Source organism: Phenylobacterium sp., assembly GCF_965229015.1.
In the GTDB taxonomy this organism is placed as follows: Bacteria; Pseudomonadota; Alphaproteobacteria; order Caulobacterales; family Caulobacteraceae; genus Phenylobacterium.
On sequence record NZ_CBDDIM010000002.1, the window covers coordinates 796,533 to 817,721 of the forward strand.

The following is a 21,189-nucleotide window of genomic DNA, read 5'->3' on the forward strand; positions in this document are numbered from 1 at the left end:
CCATGGCCGCACTGATGATCCAGGGCTGCGGGTCCGACGTCGGCAAGTCGGTGCTGGTGGCCGGCCTCTGCCGGCTGTTCGCCAACCGCGGCCTGAGGGTCGCCCCCTTCAAGCCGCAGAACATGTCCAACAACGCCGCGGTGACCGCCGACGGCGGCGAGATCGGCCGCGCCCAGGCCCTGCAGGCCCTGGCCTGCCGGGTCGCGCCCACTGTCGACATGAACCCCGTCCTGCTCAAGCCGCACAGCGACACCGGCGCCCAGGTGGTGGTGCGTGGCGAGGTGGTCGGTAACCTCGAGGCCGCCGCCTACCAGGGCCGCAAGGGCGAGTGGCTGGCCGTGGTGCTGGAGAGCTTCGCCCGCCTGGAGGCCGCCCACGACCTGGTGCTGGTGGAGGGCGCCGGCAGCCCCGCCGAGACCAACCTGCGGGCCGGCGACATCGCCAATATGGGCTTCGCCCGCGCGGCCAATGTGCCCGTCGTCCTGGTGGGGGACATCGACCGAGGCCACGTCATCGCCGCCCTGGTGGGGGCGCATGCGGTGCTCGATCCCGACGACGCGGCGATGATCAAGGGCTTCCTGATCAACAAGTTCCGCGGCGATCCGGCCCTGTTCGACGCCGGCCGCGCCGAGATCGTCGCCCGCACCGGCTGGCGCGACTGCGGCATGGCCCCCTGGCTGGCGGCGGCCCGGGCCCTGCCCGCCGAGGACGCCCTGGTCTTCGACCGGCCGACCGGGGCCAGGACCAAGATCGCCGTGCCCCTGCTGTCGCGGATCGCCAATTTCGACGACCTCGACCCCCTGCGGGCCGAGCCGGCCGTCGACCTGGTGTTCGTCCCGCCCGGGAGCGCCCTGCCGGGCGACGCCGACCTGGTGATCCTGCCCGGCACCAAGGCGACCCTGGCCGACCTCGCCTTCCTCCGCGCCCAGGGCTGGGACATCGACCTGGCCGCCCATGTCCGCCGCGGCGGCCGGGTCTTGGGGATCTGCGGCGGTTTCCAGATGCTGGGGACCAGGGTGGCCGATCCCTCGGGCCTGGAGGGCCCGCCGGGGCAGGCGAGGGGCCTGGGGCTGCTCGACGTCGAGACCGTGCTGGCGGGGGACAAGGTGCTGCGCCCGTCGGCAGGGCGGCTGACGGCTGGCGGCCGGTTCACGGGCTACGAGATCCACCTCGGCCGCACCACGGGGCCCGGCCTGTCGCGGCCCTTCCTGGTGCGGGAGGACGGCGTCCCGGGGGGCGCGGTCTCCGCCGACGGCCGCGTCGCCGGCGCCTATGTCCACGGCCTGTTCGGCTCAGGCGAGGCGCGGGTGGCGTTGCTTGCGCAACTGGGGACGGCCTCCCAGGGCGGGGACCACCACACCGTGGTGGACGCCGCCCTGGACGCCTTGGCTCAGGCCCTGGAACAGGCCTTCGACATCGAGGCCCTGGCCGCCATCGCGGGCCTTAGAACGACTGGCCGAAGCTGATGGCGATGGTCCGCGGACGGGTCACCACGAAGTAGGGCTCGGCGCCGCAGACCGGGCACCCGACGTAGCGGTATTGGTCGCCGCGCTTGTCGAAGGCGTTGAGGATCGACAGCTCCATCCGCCAGTTGTCGCGCTCGATGCCGGCGGTGAAGTCGGCCTGGGCGTAGGCCCGCAGCTTGCCCAGCGCGGCCCGTTCGGCCAGGCGCAGGTCGCCCCAGTTGGAGGACTGGTAGACGAAGGCCCCCTGCAGGTGGGCGTCGAAGCCGTGCCAGGGGAACTCGTAACGCACCGTGGTGTTGGCCTTGACCTTGGGGGTCACCGGCAGGGAGGTGCCGGTGGGGGCCTGGGGCGTGGCGCAGGTCTTCACCGGCTTGCCGGTGGCCGGGTCCACGGTGCCGCAATAGTCCTCGGTGAGCTTGGCGTCGGTATAGGTGGCCGCCCCGCCGATGGTCAGGCCCTGCATGGGCACCCAGCTCAGCTCGACCTCGGCGCCCTTGATGCGCGCCTGGCCGGCGTTCTGGATCTCGGTGAAGGCGTTGGGGCCCAGGAAGGAGAACTGGAAGTCCTTCCAGTCCTCCATATAGACCGCCCCGTTGAACCGCACCGTGTTGTCGGCCCACTGGGTCTTCCACCCCAGTTCGTAGTTGTAGAGGTAGTCGGAATCGTAGGGCGCCCGCGTGCCGCGACGATTGATTCCGCCGGGCCGGAAGCCCTCGGAATAGGTCGCGTAGACCATCTTGTCGTCGTCGATGCGGTAGGTGGCGTTGACCTTGAAGATCTGGCCCGTCTCCTTCACCCGCTTGTCGAGGTTGGTGCAGGGGCCATGGCCGACGGTGGCCGGCGCGAAGCAGGCCGCCTCGCCGGTGCGCGAGCTGAAGCCCGCCCCGAACCCGAAGAAGCCCTTCAGGCTGTTGTCGGACTTGAAGGCCCGGACCCCGCCGGTGACCGTCAGCTTGGGGGTGACGTCGTAGGAGACCTCGGCGAAGGCCGCATAGTCACGGTCTACGCGGAACTGCTCGGTGAGCCAGATGGTGCCGGGCCAGCCGGTCGGCGACAGGGCCGGGTCGAAATTGGTGATCTGGTAGTTCTGCTCGATGAAGTGGCTCTGCCGCTGGGCGAAGGCCCCCGCCACGAACCGCGTGCGCCAGTCCTGGGGCGAGGACAGCCGGATTTCGTGGCTGTAGCGGGTGAACTTGTCGTGCCCGCTGATCCGCTGGGTGGGGTCGATGATCGCCCCCGAGGAGTCGGTGATGTAGGCGCCCGAGCCGAACAGGGTGTCGTAGAAGTAGGAATAGTCGGTGTAGTCGGTGTGGCTGTCGATCTTCCGCGACATGTAGGCGCCGGTATAGACGAGGTCGAGGTCGGAGACCTTGCCCTCCACCGCCAGGGCGGCCTGGTACCAACGGTCGTGGTTGTCCTCGGGCAGGTAGTGCTGGACCTTCAGCTCGCCGATCAGCGGGTCATAGCCGAAGACGCCGGTGGTCTTCTGGTCCTGGCCCATGAGGGTGGGCTTGATGGTCCAGTTCTCATTCAGCCGCAGCAGCAGGGCCACACGGGCGCCGTAGGTGTCGACCTCGTTGTAGTCCTTCTTGGCGGTGCTGGTGAGGGTGACGCCCGACACCGGATAGGTGCGCGAGCCCACGACATTGTCGATATAGCCCGCGTCATGCTCGTCCCAGGCCACCAGGCGGATCGCCATCTGGTCGCTCATGGGCACATTGACCATGCCCTCCAGGACGTGGCCGTGGCCGCCGTGCGCCACAGTGTTGGCCTGCAGATCGTACTTGGCGCTGTATTGCCCGATCTCCGGCTGGTTGGTGATGATCCGCAGGGTGCCGGCCTGGGAGCTGGCGCCATAGAGGGTGCCCTGGGGACCGGCCAGGGCCTCGACCCGGGCGATATCGTAGATGTGCAGGTCCAGGGCCCCGCCGATGGTGGTGATCGGCGCCTCGTCCAGATAGGTGCCGACGCTGGGCAGGGAGCCGGAGTGGTTGCCGTCGCCGCCCGAGGCCACGCCGCGCATATAGACGTTGGAATAGCCGGGGGCCCCGCTCTGGAAGGCGACGCTGGGCAGGAACTTCACATAGTCGTTGAAGTTGTTGACGTTGAGCTGCTCGAGCTTCTTCGTCGTGAAGGCGGTGACCGCCACCGGCACGTCCTGGAGGTTCTCCTCCCGCTTCTGGGCGGTGACTACCAGTTCCTCGACCTCGGCGCTGCCCCCCGACTGGGCGTAGGCCGCCCCGGCCAGCATGGTGCTCGACAGCAGCAGGGCGCTCAGCGCCGCCTTCCGCCGCAGGTTCCGGTTCACAGGCATCATGGTTTCAGGCCCCTCTTGGTCGACATGCCGACTCTCTGGGCGCCAGTGCCACCCCTGGTCGCGTACACTGTCAAGCTATCGAAGGCAGGTCGTCGAACGGTGTTGCCCGGGCGCCACCCCGTGAGCCGCCGATTGACGGAGTCCGGACAGTTCAGGCGTCGAAATCGGGCGCCTCGGGATAGGCCTCCAGCACCGGCCCCAGGGCGGTCTTCAGCGGCCCCAGCCAGGGTTCGAACTTCCGCCACTGGTCGACCCCCTCGGTGAAGATCGGGCGGCGGACCTGCTCGGAACTGGCGGTGCGCACGGCCCGGTCGTTCTCGTGGAAGGCCAGGCAGCCGGGCTCGTAGTCCAGGCCGCAGGCCGCCAGCAGCGCGCGGACTTCACCCTCCGGATCGGCCACCATCGCCTCATAGATCACCCGATGGACGCGGCCGGGCAGGACGGCGTCGAAATGGGCCATCAGGGCCACATAGTCGGCATAGTAGCGGCCGAGGTCGGTCAGGTCGTAGGTGAAGGCCTGGCCCCGGGCGAAGTGCTGCTTGAAGCCCGAGAAGCAGCACCCCAGGGGATGACGCCGCGCGTCGATGATCTTGGCGTTAGGCAGGATCAGGTGGATCAGCCCGACGTGGCTGAAGTTGTTGGGCATCTTGTCGATGAAGAAGGGTCGGTCGGTCTTCCGCTGGCGCCGCGTGCGCTCCAAGTACTCTTCCCCCAGGGCCTTCAGGGCGTCGGGGTCGAGGTCGGCCAGCACCTGCGGATAGGCGCTGGGGTCGTCCCGACGCGACCGGGCGCCCAGGCGCTTGGCCATGGCCGGCAGGTCGGGCAGCTCCATGGTGCCTTCCACGAGACTGTGGCTGGCCAGGATCTGCTCCACCAGGGTGGAGCCGGAGCGCGGCAGGCCCACCACGAAGATCGGGTCGGGGGCGTCATGGCCCTGGCCGCTCCGCGCCGCGAAGAAGCCCGGGGTGAACAGGGCCTTGGAGCGCGCCAGGTGGGCGTGGGTCTCCTCGGGGTCGTAGTCCAGGGTCTCGCGGCGCCGGGCGTTTCCCCGGGCATAGGCCTCGAAGGCGGCCTGGGCCTCGCCGGCGTCCTCCAGGGCCTTGCCCAGGGCGAACTCCAGGTGGAAACGGTCCTCGTCGCCGAGGTCGGTCCGCCCCAGGGCCGCGCGCATGGCCGCCAGATCGGCGGGCTCGAACCGCCAGGTCTTGAGGTTGGCTAGGCTCCACCAGGTCTCCCCCAGCTGCGGCGCCAGGGCCAGGCTGCGACGGTAGGCGGCGATGGCGTCGGCCTGGCGCCCCACGGTCTTCAGGGCGTGGCCCAGGCTCATCCAGGCCTTGGGCTGGGCGGGGAAGTCGGCCAGCAGGGCCTGATAGATCTCGATGGTCCGCTGGTACTCGCCGAGCTGGCCCAGGGCCGCGGCCAGCAGGTTGCGGTAGCCGGGATTGCGCGGGTCGCCCGCCAGCAGGCGCTCGGCCTGTTCCGCGGCCGCCGCGGCCTTGGTCTGACGATAGAGCACCACGGCGTAGTTCATCCGCGCCGCGGCGAATTCCGGCGCCAGCTCCAGCGCCCGGGCCAGAAGGGTCTCGGCGTTTTCGTAGCGGGCCAGGCGGGTGGCCACCTCGGCCAGCATGCGCAGGGCCGCGACCTCGTCGGGGCGCTCGCGCAGCAGGTCGCGCAGCGCGTGCTCGGCCACGGCGAGCTTGCCCTCCACCAGGGCGGCGGCCGCGGCGAGAAGCTGGGGATCCTGGGTCGAGGCCGCCAGGTGCCGGGCCACCGCGGCCTCGGCGGCCCGCGTGTCGCCCGCCAGACGGTGCTGTTCGGCCAGCAGCCGCCAGGCCTCGGCGAGGTCGGGCTTCAAGGTCACTGCGGTCTGCAGGGCGGCCAGGGCGCCGCTCCCGTCCCCGGCCTCGCCGCGGGCCCGCCCCAGTTCCAGGTGCGCCATCGACCAGCGCGGCTGGGACGCCGCCAGGGGCTCGAGCAGGGCCAGGGCCTCGCCCAGGCGTCCCTGCCCCCCCACGGCCTGGCCCAGCAGCAGGACCGCCTCGGGATGACCCGGCGCGACCGTCAGGATCTCCCGGGCCTGGACCTCGGCGAGGTCCGGCCGCGCGGCCAGCATCCGGCGGGTATGGGCCAGGGCGGTGGCCAGGGTTCCGACCGGTTCGGAGGTCTCGGTCACGGGCGCGCCTGGGGTTGGGACATGGCCGATCAAGACCGGGGCGTGCCGAACCTGTCAATTGCAGCGTCAGGGCTGTTTCCTCGGGCGGCGGGTTCAACCTATGTTCGGGGGATGAGCTATGCTGATGAAGTGGCCGCCTGGATCAAGGCTCGGGTGGCGCGCGACCCGCCCCTCGCCAAGGAATCCGAGCTGAGCACCATGCTGCGGGTGCTGGCCATCTGGCGCTCCCGGTCCATCGCCGCGACCTTGGCGCGGCTGCACGACGGCAAGATCCTCAACGGCCCCTTCGCCGGCATGGACTATGTCAAGGACGCCACCGAAGGGGCGCTGGCGCCGCGCCTGCTGGGCTCCTACGAATCCGAACTGCATCCGGCGATCGCGCGGTTCGCCGCCGAGGACTTCGACTGCGTCATCGATGTGGGCTGCGCCGAGGGCTACTACGCCGTCGGCCTGGCGCGTCTGATGCCCCAGGTCACGGTCTACGCCTATGACATCGTCGAGAAGGCCCGGGTCGCCTGCGCCGAGCTGGCCGCCAAGAATGGTGTCGGCGACCGGGTGATCATCGGCGAGCTCTTCACCCCCACCGGTTTCGAGGCCTTCGCCGACCGCAGGTGTCTGGTGATGATGGACGTGGAGGGGGCCGAGGACGACCTGCTGCGTCCCGACCTGTCGCCGGCCCTGGCCCAGATGAGCCTGATCGTCGAGACCCACGACGTCTACAAGCCCGGCGTGCTGGAGCGCCTGCGGGAGCGGTTCGACGCCACCCACGACATCCAGCGCCTCGACCAGCAGGGCAAGACCACGCCCCTGCCGGACTGGCTGGCGCGGCTCGGGCATCTCGACCACCTGCTGGCGGTCTGGGAGTGGCGGATCAAGCCCACCCCCTGGCTGGTCATGACCCCGAAGGCGCGGTCCTGATGTCCCAGGGCTTCCGCCTGGATGGGGGCGGCGAGACCCTCGTCTTCCTCACCACCGAGGCCGGGGCGCCGCGGCTGGTCTATTGGGGCCCGGATCTGGGCCCCGCCGACCCCGTGCCGGCCCTGGCCCGTCTCTCCCTGCGCGCCATCCCCCACGGCATGCTGGATGGCGGCGAGCGGCTCACCTGGCTGCCGGAGGCGGGGCAGGGGTTCACCGGCCACCCCGGCTTGCTGGCCCATCGCGACGGCGCCGAGCTGGTCACCCAGATGACCCTGGCCGCCTCGGAGCTGGCGCCAGGCGCCGCCCACCTGGTGCTCGAGGACGCCGCCGCGGCCGTGCGCCTGAGCCTGACCCTGGCCCTCGACGCGGCGAGCGGCGTGCTGTCGAGCCGCGCGGCCCTGACCAACCTGGGGACCGAACCCCTGACCCTCGACTGGCTGGCGGCCGGCGCCTTCGACAGCCCCCACGCCGACCTGCTGCTGTTCGACGGGCGCTGGACGCGGGAGTTCATCCCCGTCCGCCAGACGCTGTCCACCGGGCTGATCGCCAAGGAGAACCGCACGGGCCGCACCTCCCATCACGCCCCGCCCTTCGCGGTGATCGGCGAGTCCGGGTTCGGCGAGATCCACGGCGAAGCCATCGGCCTGCACCTGGCCTGGAGCGGCGATCACCGCATCTTCGCCGAGCGCCTGCGGGACGGCCGCATCCAGGTCCAGGCCGGCGAGCTGCTGCACTCCGGCGAGGTGATCCTGGCGCCTGGCGAGACCTACGAGACCCCGGCCCTCTACCTGGCCCGATCGGCGTGCGGCCTGAACGGCCTCTCGGACCGCTTCCACCCCTTCGTGCGTGACGTGATCCTCGGCGGCCGGCTGCGGGGCAAGACCCGGCCGGTGCACTACAACGGCTGGGAAGCCATCTATTTCGACCACGACCTGGCCACCCTGAAGACCCTCGCCGACTTGGCCGCGGAGGCCGGCGCCGAGCGCTATGTGCTGGACGACGGCTGGTTCAAGGGCCGCCCCGACGACCGCTCAGGCCTCGGCGACTGGAGCGTCGATCCGGCCAAGTACCCGGACGGCCTGACGCCGCTGATCGACCACGTGCGCGGCCTGGGCCTGGAGTTCGGCCTCTGGGTCGAGCCGGAGATGGCAAACGCCGACTCCGACCTGCTGCGGGCCCACCCCGACTGGATCCTCGGCGATCCCGGCCGCGACCAGCCCCTGGGGCGCGGCCAGTACGTCCTGGACCTGACCCGGCCCGAGGTCAGCGACAACCTCTTTGGCCAGCTGGACGCCCTGCTGAGCCAGAACGCCATCGGCTATCTGAAGTGGGACATGAACCGCGACCTGACCCACGCGCTCAGCGGCGGGCGGGCGGCGGTGCATCGCCAGACGCTGGCCGTCTACGCCCTGATCGATCGGCTGCGGGCCGCCCATCCGGGGGTGGAGATCGAGAGCTGCTCCTCCGGCGGCGGCCGCGCCGACTACGAGATCCTGCGGCGCACCGACCGCATCTGGACCTCGGACTGCAACGACCCCATCGAGCGCCAGGCGATCCAGCGGGGCTTCTCCATCTTCTTCCCACCCGAGGTGATGGGCTCCCATGTCGGGGCCGCGGCCAGCCACACCACGGCGCGCACCGCCAGCCTCGACCTGCGGGCCATGACCGCGCTGCCCGCCCACATGGGGATCGAGGCCGACCTGCGGGCCTTCTCCGACGCGGAGCGCGCCGCGCTGGCCGCCGCCATCGCCGTTCACAAGACCCTGCGGGCGGAGCTGCACGCCGGGCGCACCCTGCGGCTGGAACATCCCGATCCTGGCTGCCTGGCCTTCGCCCAGCTCGGCGAGACCCTGGGCCTGGTCTCCGCCGCTCAGGTGGCGACGCCCCTGACGGTGGGCCTGCTCCCCCTGCGCCTGGTGGGCCTGGAGCCAGAGGCGACCTACGAGATCACCATGGTCAATCCGCCCGAGCGGCCCTTCGCGGTGATGAAGCGGCGCATCCCCCTGGTGAAGGGCGACGTCCTGCGCGCCACCGGCCTGATGCTGGCCCAGCTGGGCCTGCCCCTGCCGGTTATGCGGGCCGGGGAGATCGCCGTCTTCCGCCTGGAGCGGGTCGCCCCGTGAGCCCGGCCGACCTCGCCGCCGCCTTCCGCGCCCGCTTCGGCGCCGCGCCCCGCCTGTTCCAGGCGCCGGGGCGCATCAACATCATCGGCGAGCACACCGACTATTGCGGCGGCTTCGTCCTGCCCGCCGCCATCGACCGCTGGTGCCGTGTGGCCGCCGCGCCGAACGGCCGTGCGACCCTGCGGGTGGCCAGCGCCACCCTGGGGGAGCAGGCGGAGCTGGACCTCGCCGCCATGGCCCGTCGCGGCGACTGGACCGACTATGTGGCGGGCGTGGCGGCGACCCTGTTGCGGGCCGGCGTCCCGGTGGCCGGCGCCGACCTCCTGATCGAGTCCGACGTCCCCATGGGCGCCGGGGTCTCCTCCTCGGCCGCCCTGGAGGTGGCTGTCACCCTGGCCCTGCTGGCCCTGGCTGGGCGGAGCGCCGATGGACGCCAGGTGGCGCTCTGGGCCCAGGCCGCCGAGAACGATTTCGTGGGTGTGCCCTGCGGGATCATGGACCAGTTCGCATCGGCCAACGGCGTGGCCGGCGGGGCGGTGATGCTGGACTGCCGCAGCCTGGAGGCCACCCCGGCCCATCTGCCGGAGGGCGCGACCTTCCTTTTGGTCAACAGCATGGCCGAGCGCCGCCTGGCCTCGGGCGAGTACAGAGCGCGCCGCGAGGACTGCGAGGCGGCCGCCGCCGTCCTGGGGGTGGCCAGCCTGCGCGACGTCGGCGCGGCCGACCTGCCGGCGGCCCTGGCGCGGCTCGACGGCGGCCCGGCCCGCCGCTGCCGCCACGTGGTGAGCGAGAACGCCCGGGTGCTGGCCGCGATGAAAGCCATGGCCATGGGGGACCTGCCGGGTCTAGGTCGGCTGATGGACCAGTCCCACCAGAGCCTGAGCGAGGACATGGAGGTCAGCCTGCCCGCGCTCGACAGTCTGGCGAGGATCGCCCGCGCGACACCGGGCGTGCACGGGGCCCGCATGATGGGCGGCGGCTTCGGCGGCTGCGTGATCGCCCTGGTGGACCAGGACCGGGCGGACGCCGCCATGGCCGCCATCCAGGCCGCCTACGGCGAGGCGATCGGCCGGGTCCCCGACGCCTTCCTCTGCCGGACGGTGGGCGGGGCGGCGGAGGTGAGGCCATGACCGCGCCCCGGCCCGAACGGCGTCTCAACCTGCTCACCGGCGACTGGGTGCTGGTCTCGCCCCAGCGGGTCAGTCGGCCCTGGCAGGGGGCGGCCAGCGCGCCCAAGCCCGCCTCCGGCCTGATCCACGATCCGTCCTGCTATCTCTGCGCCGGGGTGACCCGGGCCGGGGGGGCGGTCAATCCGGACTATCAAGGGGTCTATGTCTTCGACAACGACTATCCGGCCCTGCTGCCGGGCCTGACGGCGCCCGGTCCGGAGCCCGATCCGCTGCTGGTCTCCGAGCCCGAGGCCGGGGTCTGCCGGGTGATCTGCTATTCCCCCGACCACAGCCTCACCATGGCCGGGATGAGCCGCGCCCAGATCGAGGCGGTGATCGACGCCTGGACCGAGCAGTTTGTGGAGCTGGCCGGCCGCCCGGACATCGGCGCGGTGACCATCTTCGAGAACCGCGGCGAGATGATGGGGGCGAGCAATCCCCATCCCCACGGCCAGATCTGGGCCCAGCAGCACCTGCCCAACGAACAGGTGGCCGAGGACGCCTGCCAGCGCGCCTGGCTCGTCGCCAACGACGTCCCCCTGCTGACCGCCTATCTGGAGCGCGAGTTCGAGGTCGGCGAGCGGATCGTCGTGCAGAACGACACCTTCGTCGCCCTGGTCCCCTACTGGGCCGCCTGGCCCTTCGAGACCCTGGTCCTGCCCCGCCGCTCGGTCACCGGCCTGGACGAGCTGAGCGTGCGCGAGCGGGCGGGCCTGGCCGATGTGCTGTCGCGGCTGACGCGGGCCTATGACCGGCTTTTCGACACACCCTTCCCCTACACCATGGGTTTCCACCAGCGTCCGGTGGACGGGCGGCCCGAGGAACACATCACCCTGCACGCCCACTTCTACCCGCCCCTTCTGCGCTCGGCCTCCGTGCGCAAGTTCATGGTGGGCTACGAGATGCTGGCCATGCCCCAACGCGACCTGACGCCCGAGGAGGCCGCCGCGCGGCTGCGGACCCTGGTATGAACGACCCCATCGCCATGAAGCCCCTCAGCCGCCTGCCCAGCGGCCCGATGGTGGACGCCTACACCCTCACCAATGTGCACGGGGTCTCGGTGCGGATCCTCACCTATGGCGGGACGGTCCAGTCGATCCGGGCGCCGGACCGGGACGGGACGCTGGACGACATCGTCCTCGGCTACGACCACCTGGAGCGTTATCTGGAGAGCCCGCGCTATTTCGGCTGCCTGGTGGGGCGCTATGCGGGCCGCATCGCGGGGGGAAGGTTCGCCATCGACGGCCGCGCCTACGAGTTGGACCGCAACGACGGGGACAACTGCCTGCACGGCGGCCGCGCCGGGTTCGACAAGGCGGTCTGGACGGCCAAGGCCCAGGAGACCCGCGCCGGCGCCCAGGTGAGCCTCTCCCATGTCAGCCCCGACGGCGACATGGGCTTCCCCGGCGAACTCACCGTCCAGGCGACCTATGAGCTGACCCGCGGAAACGAGCTGCGGCTCGAGCTGCGGGCGACCACCACGGCGCCCACGGTGGTCAACCTCACCAACCACACCTACTGGAACCTGGCCGGCCTCGACGCCCGCCACGTCCGCGACCACGAACTGCAGGTCCTGGCCCACGGCGTCCTGGCCACCGACGAGACCCTGTGCCCCACCGGCGAGATCCTCGACCTGGCGGGCTCGGAGCTCGACTATCGCCAGCCGCGGATCCTGGCCGAGGAGCTGGACCACACCTTCGTCCTGGCCGACAGGAAGCGCGGCGTCCTGGCGCCGGCCGCCCGGCTGAGCCACCCGGCCACGGGACGCAGCCTCGACATCGCCACCACCGAGCCTTGCCTGACGGCCTATACCGGCTGGGGCGGGATCGCGCTGGAGACCGAGCACGCCCCGGACGCCCCCAACCAGCCCAACTTCACCCCCACCCTGCTGCGGCCAGGCGTGGTCTGGAAGTCGACCACGGTGTTCAAGCTGGATGCGACCTAGTCCGCCGGGGTGATCCTCGGGACCAGCAGGTGGATCCAGGCCAGCGCCAGCAGATAGGCGCCGGCCACCACTGCGAACATCGGCAGATAGCCGCCGCCATTGTCCAGGGTCCAGCCGGTGAAGGTCTGGATGCCCAGGCCCCCGAGCGTCCCCGCCGTCGCCCCGATGCCGATCACCGCGCCGATGACCTTGGCCGGGAAGACGTCGGCGGTGAAGGCGAAGATGTTGGTGGAGAAGGCCTGGTGGCCGGCGAGCGCGATTCCCAGGACCAGGGCCGCGACCCAGTAGCTCTGCGCCCCCAGCACCAGCGGGATCGGCGCCACCAGCAGGGCGCCCCCCAGCATGACGCCCTTGCGCGCCAGGTTCACATTCACGCCGGCGGCCAGCAGCCGGCTGGCGATATAGCCGCCCGCGAACGATCCGCACGCGGCCAGGCCGTAGACGATCGCCAGGGGCGGACCCAGCCTGTCCAGGCCCAGGCCGAACTGGCGGTGGAAGAAGTCCGGCCCCCAGAACAGCAGGAACCACCAGCCCATGTCGGTGAGGAACTTGGCGCCGGCCACCGCCCAGGTGCGGCGGTCGGCCAGCAGGGAGAGCCAGGGGGTGGGCGCGCCCTCGACGGCGGCCACGTCCACCGCGCCTTCCTCCTCCACCGCGTCGCTGCGCCGGCCCATCACCAGCCAGGCGGCCAGCCAGACGAAGCCGATTCCCCCGGTGATTAGGAAGGCCGCCCGCCAGCCCAGGGCGAGCGCCAGGGCCGGCACCAGCAGCGGCACGAAGATGGCGCCCAGGTTGGGGGCCGAGTTGACGATGCCCATGGCCAGCGACCGCTCCTTGGCCGGGAACCAGGCGGTGGTGGTCTTGATGGCCGCCGGGGTGTTCACGGTCTCGGCGACGGCCAGCACCACCCGGGCGCCGGTGAACTGGCCGATGGTGTAGGCCAGGCCGTGGGCCATGGCCGCCAGGCTCCAGACGCCCACGCCCCAGGCATAGCCGCGGCGCACGCCCACCCGGTCGACGAACCAGCCCGCCGCCATCAGCGAGCACGCCGTGGCCAGCTGGAACTTCTCGATGATCCCGGCATAGTCGCTGTTGGTCCAGCCGAGGTCGGCCTCCAGCACGGGCTTGAGCAGGGCGATGATCTGGCGGTCGGCGTAGTTGATGGCGCTGGCGGTGAAGACCAGGGCCAGGACCACCCAGCGGAGACGTGAGGCGGCCGCCATCTCAGGCGTCGCCGGGGGCGCGATGCGTCATGTGAAGTCCCGTTTCCTCGAGGCCTGGTCCGGCGTGAAAAATCTGCGCTCCGGGCGAAGGAGGACCTTGCGGTTCCGCGTCGCGCCCATCATTGGTTCGCTTCGCGCACAATCATCATATTTTTTCATTTTCCAACCGGCGTCCACACCCCATGACGGAAATGTCCCTCGGCCAGAGCGCCCTGAAGGTCTCGCCCCTGGCCTGGGGGATGTGGCGGTTCAAGGGCTCCGACGTGAAGGCCGCCCGCGCCCGGGTCGAGGCCGCCCTGGCCGCCGGCCTGACCTTCCTGGACACCGCCGACATCTACGGCCCCGACAACGGCGAGCCCTTCGGCGCCGCCGAGGCCCTGTTCGGCCAGGTGCTGAAGGAGGCCCCCCAGCTCCGCGACCGCATGGTCCTGGCCAGCAAGGGCGGCATCGTCATGGGCACGCCCTACGACTCCAGCCCGGGCTACCTGGAGAGCGCCGTTGAGGCCTCGCTCTCCCGCATGGGGGTCGACCGGATCGACCTCTACCAGATCCACCGCCCTGACCACCTGGCCCACCCGGCGCAGGTGGCCCAGGTCCTGACCCGCCTGCGGGCCGCCGGCAAGATCGGCGAGATCGGCCTCTCCAACCACACCGCCGCCCAGGTCTCCGCCCTGCAGGCCCATCTCGATTTCCCCATCGCCTGCGTGCAGATCGAGTTCTCCCCCCTGGTGGTGGGGCCGCTCTATGATGGGACCCTGGATCAGGCCCTGGAGACCGGCATGGGGGTCATGGCCTGGTCGCCCCTGGCCCAGGGGCGGCTGGCGGACGGTCCGTCGACGGACGAACGCGTCCTGGCGGTCCGCGCCGAGCTGGACAAGGTGGCCGCCGCCCACGGGATCTCCCGCACCCTGGCCGCCTACGCCTGGCTGCTGGCCCACCCGTCCAAGCCCATTCCCATCATCGGCTCGCAGCAGCCGGAACGGATCGCCGAGGCCGCCAAGGCGCTCGATGTCCGACTCACCCGTCCCGAATGGTACGCCGTCCTCACCGCCGCCCGTGGAGTTCCCCTGCCGTGACCCAAGCCCCCTGCGAAGTCTCCTGGTTCTCGGCCCTCTGCGACGACGACTACGAGTTCCTGGGCGTACCCGACCCGGCCCTGGCCTCGAGCTGGGAGCACTGCCGCAACATCGCGCTCACGGCGGAGAAGGGCGGCTTCGACAACATCCTGCTGCCGTCGGGCTACGGCCTGGGGATCGACACCCTGGCCTTCGCCGCCGGGATCGCCCCGATGCTCAAGCGCATGCGCCTGCTGGCCGCCATCCGCTGCGGCGAGATGTGGCCGCCGCAACTGGCCCGTCAGCTGGCCACCATCGACCAGATGCTGAACGGCCGCCTGACCATCAACATCATCTCCAGCGACATGCCCGGCGAAACCCTGGCCAGCGCCCCGCGCTATGCCCGCACCGTCGAGACCATGCAGATCCTGCGGACCCTGCTGAACGGCGAGGCCCTGGATTTCGACGGCGAGTTCTACAAGCTGAAAGTGGAGCCGCCGCGCATCCGCACCGTCTCGGGCAAGTCGCCCCAGTTCTATTTCGGCGGCCTGTCGGAGGACGCCCGCGAGGCCGCCGCCAAGGGCTGCGACGTCTATCTCATGTGGCCCGACAAGCAGGAGGCGGTGAAGGAGATCATCGCCGACCTCACCGCGCGGGCGACCAAGCACGGCCGCAAGCTGAAGTTCGGCTACCGCGTCCATGTGGTGGTGCGCGAGACCGAGGCGGAAGCCCGCGCCGCCGCCGACCGCCTGCTGTCGCACCTCGACGCCCCGGCCGGCGACGCCATCCGCGCCAAGTCCCTGGACAGCCAGTCGGTGGGCGTCCGCCGCCAAGCCGAGTTGCGGGAAGGCGCCTCCGATGACGGCTATGCCGAGGCCAACCTCTGGACCGGCATCGGCCGGGCCCGCTCGGGCTGCGGGGCGGCCATTGTCGGCGACCCCGACCAGGTCCTGGCCAAGCTGCAGGCCTACCAGGCCATGGGCATCGACGCGTTCATCCTCTCGGGCTATCCGCACGCCGCCGAGGCCGACCTCTTCGCACGCCATGTCCTGCCGAGGCTGAACCACGGGCCCCTGCTGCCGTGACCCCGCAGGCGGGGGACCCACGGGTGGGAGAGCCCGAGCAGCACGAGTTCGCCTTCGCCTCCTTCGACTCGCTGGAGGGGGTGCCGGTCCTCGCCCCGGCCCCGGCCGGGACGCCCGCCTATCAGCGGCTCTACCAGTCGGTCCGCCGCATCCTGCCCGGCGGGCTGATCGCCATCCTGGTGGCGCTTTCGGCCACCTGGCTCGCCGACCACTACGGCGCGCCGGTCATGCTGTTCGCCCTGCTCATCGGCATGGCTGTGAACTTCGTCGGCCAGGACGCCCGCTGCCGCCCGGGCATCGACTTCATGGCCCGCACGGTGCTGCGGCTCGGCGTCGCCCTGCTGGGCGCCCGCATCACCTTGGACCAGGTCAGCTCCCTCGGCGGCAAGGTGCTGGTGATCGCCGCCGGCGGGGTGATCCTCACCATCCTGGCCGGCTGGGCCCTGTCGCGGGCGCTCAAGCTGAAGCCCGACTTCGGCATCCTCACCGGCGGGGCCGTCGCCATCTGCGGCGCCTCGGCGGCGCTCGCCCTCTCCTCGGTCCTGCCCCAGACCCCGACGCGGGAGCGCGACACCACCCTGACGGTGGTGGGGGTCACCACCCTGTCGACCATCGCCATGGTGATCTATCCGGTGATCGCCGCGGCGCTGGGCCTTTCCCACACCCAGACCGGGGTCTTCCTGGGCGCCACCATCCACGACGTGGCCCAGGTGGTGGGGGCCGGCTACGGGGTCTCCAAGGAGACCGGCGACACCGCCACCATCGTCAAGCTGTTCCGGGTGGCCCTGCTGCTGCCCACCATCCTGGTGGTGGCCCTGATGTTCCGCTCGAAGATGACCGCCGGTCCCTCGGGCAAGCGCCCGCCCCTGGTGCCGATGTTCCTGGTCGGCTTCGTGGTGCTGGTGGCGATCAACTCTTCGGGGGCGGTGGCGACCGGGATCATGGAGCAGGCCGGAACCGCCTCGCGCTGGTGCCTGGTGACCGCCATCGCCGCCCTGGGCGCCAAGACCTCGCTCGGCGAGCTGGTCTATGTCGGCTGGAAGCCGGTTCTGCTGATCGTCGCCGAGACCGCCGTGGTGCTGGCCTGGGTGCTGGCGATGCTGCTGCTGGGTTAGCGGCTGGCGAGGCTCTAGCGGGAAAACCCACTCCGTCATCCCGGGCGACCGCAGGGAGACTTGGGACCCAGGGGGGTGATTGCGGCCCCTGGGTCCCGGCTCTCCGCTTCGCTACGGCCGGGATGACGTACATATTTTCAGGAGACGAGGCTCGCCTAGGCGAAGTCCCGCGCCAGCTCCGCCCGCGTCGCCGGGCTGAGCAGGGCCAGGTGCCCGTAGCTCTCGTGGTCGCAGCCGATGGCCACGGTCACCGCCGGATCGCGGAACACCGCCACCTGCTCGGGCTTCAGAGCAAAGCGCAGGAAGTGGACCGAGGAGGTCTTGCCGTCCTCCCGGGTGCGCTCCACGTCGCCCTCGGGCGCCCCCATCATCCGGTCCTCGCCCACCTGGACGAAGAAGTGATCCTCCACCCCGCCCAGCCGGGCCAGCGTCGCGGCGCGGCGCACCTCGTCCTCGATCTCGAACATCACCGTGGCCACCAGTTCCTGGCCCTGCGGGATCAGCGGATTGTAGGCCGCCAGCTCGTCGGCCAGCTGGGCCTCGCCGCCCTTCTCGATCAGCAGCATCTCCTGGACCTGGAACAGCATGGTCTCGAAGCACTCGAAATAGAACGAGCAGATCGGCCCCAGGTCGATGCGGCGCAGGCGCTTGGTGGGCAGCAGGGCCTTGCGGCGTTCGCCGCGCACCTTGGCGAACTCGGCGTCCGGGAGCAGGTCGGCCTTGGTGATCTGGCGCAGGTTGGCGGGCATGGCGGCGGACTTTCAGAGGGCGTAGGCGCGGGCGAGGATCTCGATGGGGTGGGACTGGCGCGGCTGGGCGCCGCCGGTCTCGGCCTCCAGCATTTGGCCCAGGTGCTTGCAGGCCAGGGGGCAGTCGGAACAGAGCTCGGCATTGGCCTTCTGCGCCACCTGCTTGGTGGTGGGCTTGCCCACCTTCAGGGCGGCGGGCCGGGTCGCCTTCATGATCCCGAAGGTGCCGCCATGGCCCGAGCAGCGCTCGATGACGTCGACCTTGGTGTCGGGGATCAGCCGCAGCATGTCGGCCGACTTCTGGCCCATGTTCTGGGCCCGGGCGTGGCAGGCGTGGTGCACGCTGACCCCGCCGGGCACGGGGCTCAGGCCGGGCGCCAGGCCCTCGGTGCGGGCGATGTCGACGACATATTCGCTGATGTCGCGGGTGGCGGCGGCCAGGCGGCCGACGGCGTGGTTCTCCGGCAGCATCAGCGGCCATTCGAACTTCATCATCAGGCCGCAGGAGGCGGTCAGCGCCACCACGTCGTAGCCGTCGGCGATCCAGGGCTCGAAGGCCTTGGCGATCCGCTCGGCCCGGCCGGCCACGTCCTTCAGGTCGCCGGACTCCAGCTGCGGCATGCCGCAGCATTCCGGATAGATCAGCCGCGTCTCCACGCCCTGCAGAGCCAGAACGCGGGCTGCGGCCACCGCCGTGTCGGGCTGGTTGTAGTCCACGAAGCAGGTGGCGTAGAGCACCGCCTTGCGCAGGCCGAAGGCCGGGCCTTGCGGGTTGGGCGGCACGGGGACGGCCAGCCGGTCGGTGGCGGTCTTCGAGTGGTATTTGGGCAGCTCGGCCTCGGCGTCGATCTCCGCGATCGCGTCCAGCAGCTTGCGCAGGGGCGTGTTCTTCCGCGCGGTGGCCCAGTTGGCCAGGCCCGCCACCGGCTTGGCCAGCTTGCCGTTGCGGTCGGTCTGGCCGAGCTGGTCGCGGATGAAGTCCTTCTCGCCCGCCCGCCGCTTGGCGGCCCGATAGCGCAGGATCAGGTGGGGGATGTCGATGTCGAACTCGTGCGGCGGCACGTAGGGACACTTGGTCAGGAAGCACATGTCGCAAAGCGTGCAGGCCTCATCGACCTTGGCGTACTCCGCCTTGGGCACACTATCGAGTTCGCCGGTGGGCGCCTCGTCGATCATGTCGAACAGGCGCGGGAAGCTGTCGCACAGGTTGAAGCAGCGCCGGCAGGTGTGACAGACGTCGAACTGCCGCTCCATCTCCTTCTCGACGGCGGCCAGGTCGTAATAGGCCTCGTCGCGCCAGGCGATGGGATGGCGGAAGGGCGCATCCAGGCTCCCCTCCCGCGCGGCGGTCTTCGGGCTCTCGTCCAAGCGCCATCTCCCAAGGGCGTCCTACTCCCCCTGCGGGAGAAGGTGTCGGGCGAAGGCCCGACGGATGAGGGGTCGCGCTCCGCTCTCAACCCTCCACGTCATCCCGGGCGAAGCGCAGCGGAGACCCGGGACCCAGGGGCGGCGCGTGTGGCCCCTGGGTCCCGGATCGCCTATCGGCGTCCGGGATGACGGAAAGATAGGCCGAGTGAGCCGACCCGGATGTTGCTCAGCCCAGGGTCTCGAGCGCCCGCTGGAAGCGGCCGGCGTGCGACTTCTCGGCCTTGGCCAGGGTCTCGAACCAGTCGGCGATCTCGTCGAAGCCCTCGTCGCGGGCGGTTCGCGCCATGCCCGGATACATGTCGGTGTATTCGTGGGTCTCGCCTGCGATGGAGGCCTTGAGGTTCAACTCGGTGCCGCCGATCGGCAGGCCGGTGGCCGGATCGCCCACGCCTTCCATGAATTCGAGGTGCCCGTGGGCGTGGCCGGTCTCGCCCTCGGCGGTGGAGCGGAACACCGCGGCCACATCGTTATAGCCTTCGATGTCGGCCTTCTGGGCGAAATAGAGGTAGCGCCGGTTGGCCTGGCTCTCGCCGGCGAAGGCGTCCTTGAGGTTCTGCAGAGTCTTGCTGGTGGCGAGGGTCATCTGGTCATCTCCCGTGAGGCTAAGGATCTCCCAGCGTCGAGGCCGGGTCTTGCTCAAGGTCAAGTATGGCCGCTTTTCCGCATAGAACTAATCGAATTAATCTATCCGCAGCATAGAGCGCGTCGATGAAAAGCCCTTGTCGTAGTGCGGGCTTCCATTTGTGATCAATGATAAGTTATCTTGATTCCGATCAAGGCGGCCCCCGCGCGGGGCGCGAACCTTGGCGACGAGGAAACAAACGGAACGCCCCCGGACGTCCCGATCAACAGCGACCCTTTTGCGCAACGAGAGCCGAGCCATGTCCGAAGCCGCCACCCTGACCCGCACCACCCAGAAGACCGAGCATTTCGACGTTCTGATCGTCGGCGCCGGCATCTCCGGGGTCGGCGGGGCTTATCACCTGGCCAAGGAACGGCCGGGGACCAGCTTCGTGGTGCTGGACAACCAGGACAAGTTCGGCGGCACCTGGACCACCCACACCTATCCGGGCATCCGTTCCGACAGCGACCTCTACACCTTCGGCTATCACTTCAAGCCCTGGGTCGGCGCCCCCATCGCCACCGCCGAGGAAATCCTCCGCTACATGGGCGAGGTGATCGAAGAGAACGATCTGGACCGCCACATCCGCTACAAGCACCGCATCCTCAGCGCCGTCTGGTCCAGCCAGGACAACCTCTGGACCCTGGAGGCCGAGCGCACCGACACCGGCGAGCGCCTGCGCTTCACCACCAACTTCCTGTGGATGTGCCAGGGCTACTTCCGCCACTCCAAGGGCTACACCCCCGAGTGGGAGGGCATGACCGACTACAAGGGCCAGATCGTCCATCCCCAGACCTGGCCGGAGAACCTCGACTACAAGGGCAAGAAGGTCCTGGTGATCGGCTCCGGCGCCACGGCCGCGACCCTGGTCCCGGCCATCGCCGGGGACTGCGAGCACGTCACCCTGCTGCAGCGGTCGCCGACCTATTTCATCCCGGGCCGCAACGCCAACGAGCTGGCCGACACCCTGCGCGAGCTGAAGATCGACGAGAAGTGGATCCACGAGATTGTCCGCCGCAAGATCGTCCATGACGGCGACGCCTTCGCCCGTCGGGCGGTGGAGGACACCGAGGCGGTCACCGCCGAGCTGCTGGGGGGCGTCCGCGCCTTCCTCGGCGAGGACTTCGACGTGGCCAAGCACTTCACCCCCCGCTACCGCCCCTGGCGTCAGCGCATCGCCTTCATTCCGGACGGCGACCTGTTCCAGGGCATCGCCTCGGGCAAGGCCTCCATCGTCACCGACGAGATCGACCGCTTCACCGAGAAGGGCATCCTGCTGAAGTCGGGCCAGGAGCTGGAGGCCGACATCATCGTCACCGCCACCGGCTTCGAGCTCTGCGTCCTGGGCGACATCGACTTCACCATCGACGGCAAGAAGCTGAACTTCGCCGACACCGTCACCTATCGCGGCATGATGTTCACCGGCGTCCCCAACATGGTCTGGGTGTTCGGCTACTTCCGCGCCTCCTGGACCCTGCGCGCCGACATGGTGGCCCAGTTCGTCCTGCGCCTGCTCAAGCACATGGACGAGAAGGGCGCCAAGAAGGTCGAGGTCGCCCTGCGGCCCGAGGACAAGGACATGCCGCTGCTGCCCTGGATCGATCCGGAGAACTTCAACCCCGGCTACCTGATGCGCGGCATGCACCTCTTGCCCAAGAGCGGCGACAAGCCCGAATGGCGCCACAGCCAGGACTACCTCACCGAGAAGGAACAGTTCCCGGCCATCGACCTCGACGACAAGGCCTTCGTCTACAAGTAGGGCGCTGAGCCACCGTGCGACTCCTCGCCCCCTTCAGGG

The 21,189-nt window shown here is 70.3% G+C and carries 16 protein-coding genes; 10 read left to right on the forward strand and 6 right to left on the reverse strand.

The features are described 5' to 3' along the window. The first annotated feature begins 2 nt into the window (after nt 1-2). Entirely contained in the window at nt 3-1,466 is a 1,464-nt protein-coding gene (locus tag ACO06I_RS20165; protein ID WP_421934404.1) for a cobyric acid synthase, read from the forward strand. On the opposite strand, the gene ACO06I_RS20170 is transcribed toward ACO06I_RS20165, so the two are convergent. Then, on the reverse strand, nt 1,444-3,783 hold the full coding sequence (locus ACO06I_RS20170) for a TonB-dependent receptor (protein WP_421934405.1): 2,340 nt from the start codon (nt 3,781-3,783) through the stop codon (nt 1,444-1,446). The two genes, ACO06I_RS20165 and ACO06I_RS20170, sit on opposite strands and share 23 nt — an antisense overlap. A gap of 151 nt (nt 3,784-3,934) precedes the next feature. Beyond that, nucleotides 3,935-5,899 carry a sulfotransferase gene (locus ACO06I_RS20175; RefSeq protein ID WP_421935110.1) on the reverse strand — a complete coding sequence of 655 codons (1,965 nt, stop codon included), beginning with the start codon at nt 5,897-5,899 and terminating at the stop codon, nt 3,935-3,937. Between the two features lie 171 nt (nt 5,900-6,070). Here ACO06I_RS20175 and ACO06I_RS20180 point away from each other — a divergent pair, with 171 nt between their 5' ends. The 5 genes from ACO06I_RS20180 to ACO06I_RS20200 are packed head-to-tail and all read left to right on the forward strand — an operon-like array spanning nt 6,071 to nt 12,114. Further along, on the forward strand, nt 6,071-6,877 hold the full coding sequence (locus tag ACO06I_RS20180) for a hypothetical protein (RefSeq protein WP_421934406.1): 807 nt from the start codon (nt 6,071-6,073) through the stop codon (nt 6,875-6,877). Then, nucleotides 6,877-9,000, forward strand: a complete 2,124-nt coding sequence (locus ACO06I_RS20185) for an alpha-galactosidase (protein WP_421934407.1) — start codon at nt 6,877-6,879, stop codon at nt 8,998-9,000. Before ACO06I_RS20180 ends, ACO06I_RS20185 begins: the two co-directional genes overlap by 1 nt. Next, complete coding sequence (galK, locus tag ACO06I_RS20190) at nt 8,997-10,130, forward strand: galactokinase (protein ID WP_421934408.1); 1,134 nt, start codon at nt 8,997-8,999, stop codon at nt 10,128-10,130. The genes ACO06I_RS20185 and galK overlap by 4 nt, the downstream gene beginning before the upstream one ends. After that, nucleotides 10,127-11,140, forward strand: a complete 1,014-nt coding sequence (locus ACO06I_RS20195; protein WP_421934409.1) for a UDP-glucose--hexose-1-phosphate uridylyltransferase — start codon at nt 10,127-10,129, stop codon at nt 11,138-11,140. The genes galK and ACO06I_RS20195 overlap by 4 nt, the downstream gene beginning before the upstream one ends. Next, a complete protein-coding gene (locus ACO06I_RS20200) occupies nt 11,137-12,114 on the forward strand; it encodes an aldose epimerase family protein (protein WP_421934410.1) in 978 nt (325 codons plus the stop codon). The genes ACO06I_RS20195 and ACO06I_RS20200 overlap by 4 nt, the downstream gene beginning before the upstream one ends. Here the strand turns inward: ACO06I_RS20200 and ACO06I_RS20205 are convergent. Next, complete coding sequence (locus ACO06I_RS20205) at nt 12,111-13,337, reverse strand: MFS transporter (protein ID WP_421934411.1); 1,227 nt, start codon at nt 13,335-13,337, stop codon at nt 12,111-12,113. The two genes, ACO06I_RS20200 and ACO06I_RS20205, sit on opposite strands and share 4 nt — an antisense overlap. A 182-nt stretch (nt 13,338-13,519) precedes the next feature. Here ACO06I_RS20205 and ACO06I_RS20210 point away from each other — a divergent pair, with 182 nt between their 5' ends. Genes ACO06I_RS20210 through ACO06I_RS20220 form a run of 3 tightly spaced genes read left to right on the forward strand, consistent with a single transcriptional unit; the run spans nt 13,520 to nt 16,592 of the window. Next, nucleotides 13,520-14,413 carry an aldo/keto reductase gene (locus ACO06I_RS20210; RefSeq protein WP_421934412.1) on the forward strand — a complete coding sequence of 298 codons (894 nt, stop codon included), beginning with the start codon at nt 13,520-13,522 and terminating at the stop codon, nt 14,411-14,413. Next, a complete protein-coding gene (locus ACO06I_RS20215) occupies nt 14,410-15,477 on the forward strand; it encodes an LLM class flavin-dependent oxidoreductase (protein WP_421934413.1) in 1,068 nt (355 codons plus the stop codon). The genes ACO06I_RS20210 and ACO06I_RS20215 overlap by 4 nt, the downstream gene beginning before the upstream one ends. Continuing rightward, nucleotides 15,474-16,592 (forward strand): YeiH family protein, encoded by a 1,119-nt coding sequence (locus ACO06I_RS20220; protein WP_421934414.1) that lies wholly within the window; start codon nt 15,474-15,476, stop codon nt 16,590-16,592. The genes ACO06I_RS20215 and ACO06I_RS20220 overlap by 4 nt, the downstream gene beginning before the upstream one ends. Nucleotides 16,593-16,747: 155 nt before the next feature. On the opposite strand, the gene ACO06I_RS20225 is transcribed toward ACO06I_RS20220, so the two are convergent. From ACO06I_RS20225 to ACO06I_RS20235, 3 genes are all read right to left on the reverse strand, one after another. Next, entirely contained in the window at nt 16,748-17,341 is a 594-nt protein-coding gene (locus ACO06I_RS20225; protein WP_421934415.1) for a DUF3501 family protein, read from the reverse strand. A 12-nt stretch (nt 17,342-17,353) separates the two neighbouring features. Continuing rightward, nucleotides 17,354-18,709 (reverse strand): (Fe-S)-binding protein, encoded by a 1,356-nt coding sequence (locus ACO06I_RS20230; RefSeq protein ID WP_421934416.1) that lies wholly within the window; start codon nt 18,707-18,709, stop codon nt 17,354-17,356. Between the two features lie 226 nt (nt 18,710-18,935). Further along, a complete protein-coding gene (locus ACO06I_RS20235; RefSeq protein WP_304698448.1) occupies nt 18,936-19,352 on the reverse strand; it encodes a rubrerythrin family protein in 417 nt (138 codons plus the stop codon). Between the two features lie 298 nt (nt 19,353-19,650). Between ACO06I_RS20235 and ACO06I_RS20240 the strand changes: the two genes are divergently transcribed. Next, nucleotides 19,651-21,150, forward strand: coding sequence for a flavin-containing monooxygenase (locus tag ACO06I_RS20240; RefSeq protein ID WP_421934417.1), 1,500 nt, complete (start codon nt 19,651-19,653; stop codon nt 21,148-21,150). Nucleotides 21,151-21,189: the final 39 nt, after the last annotated feature.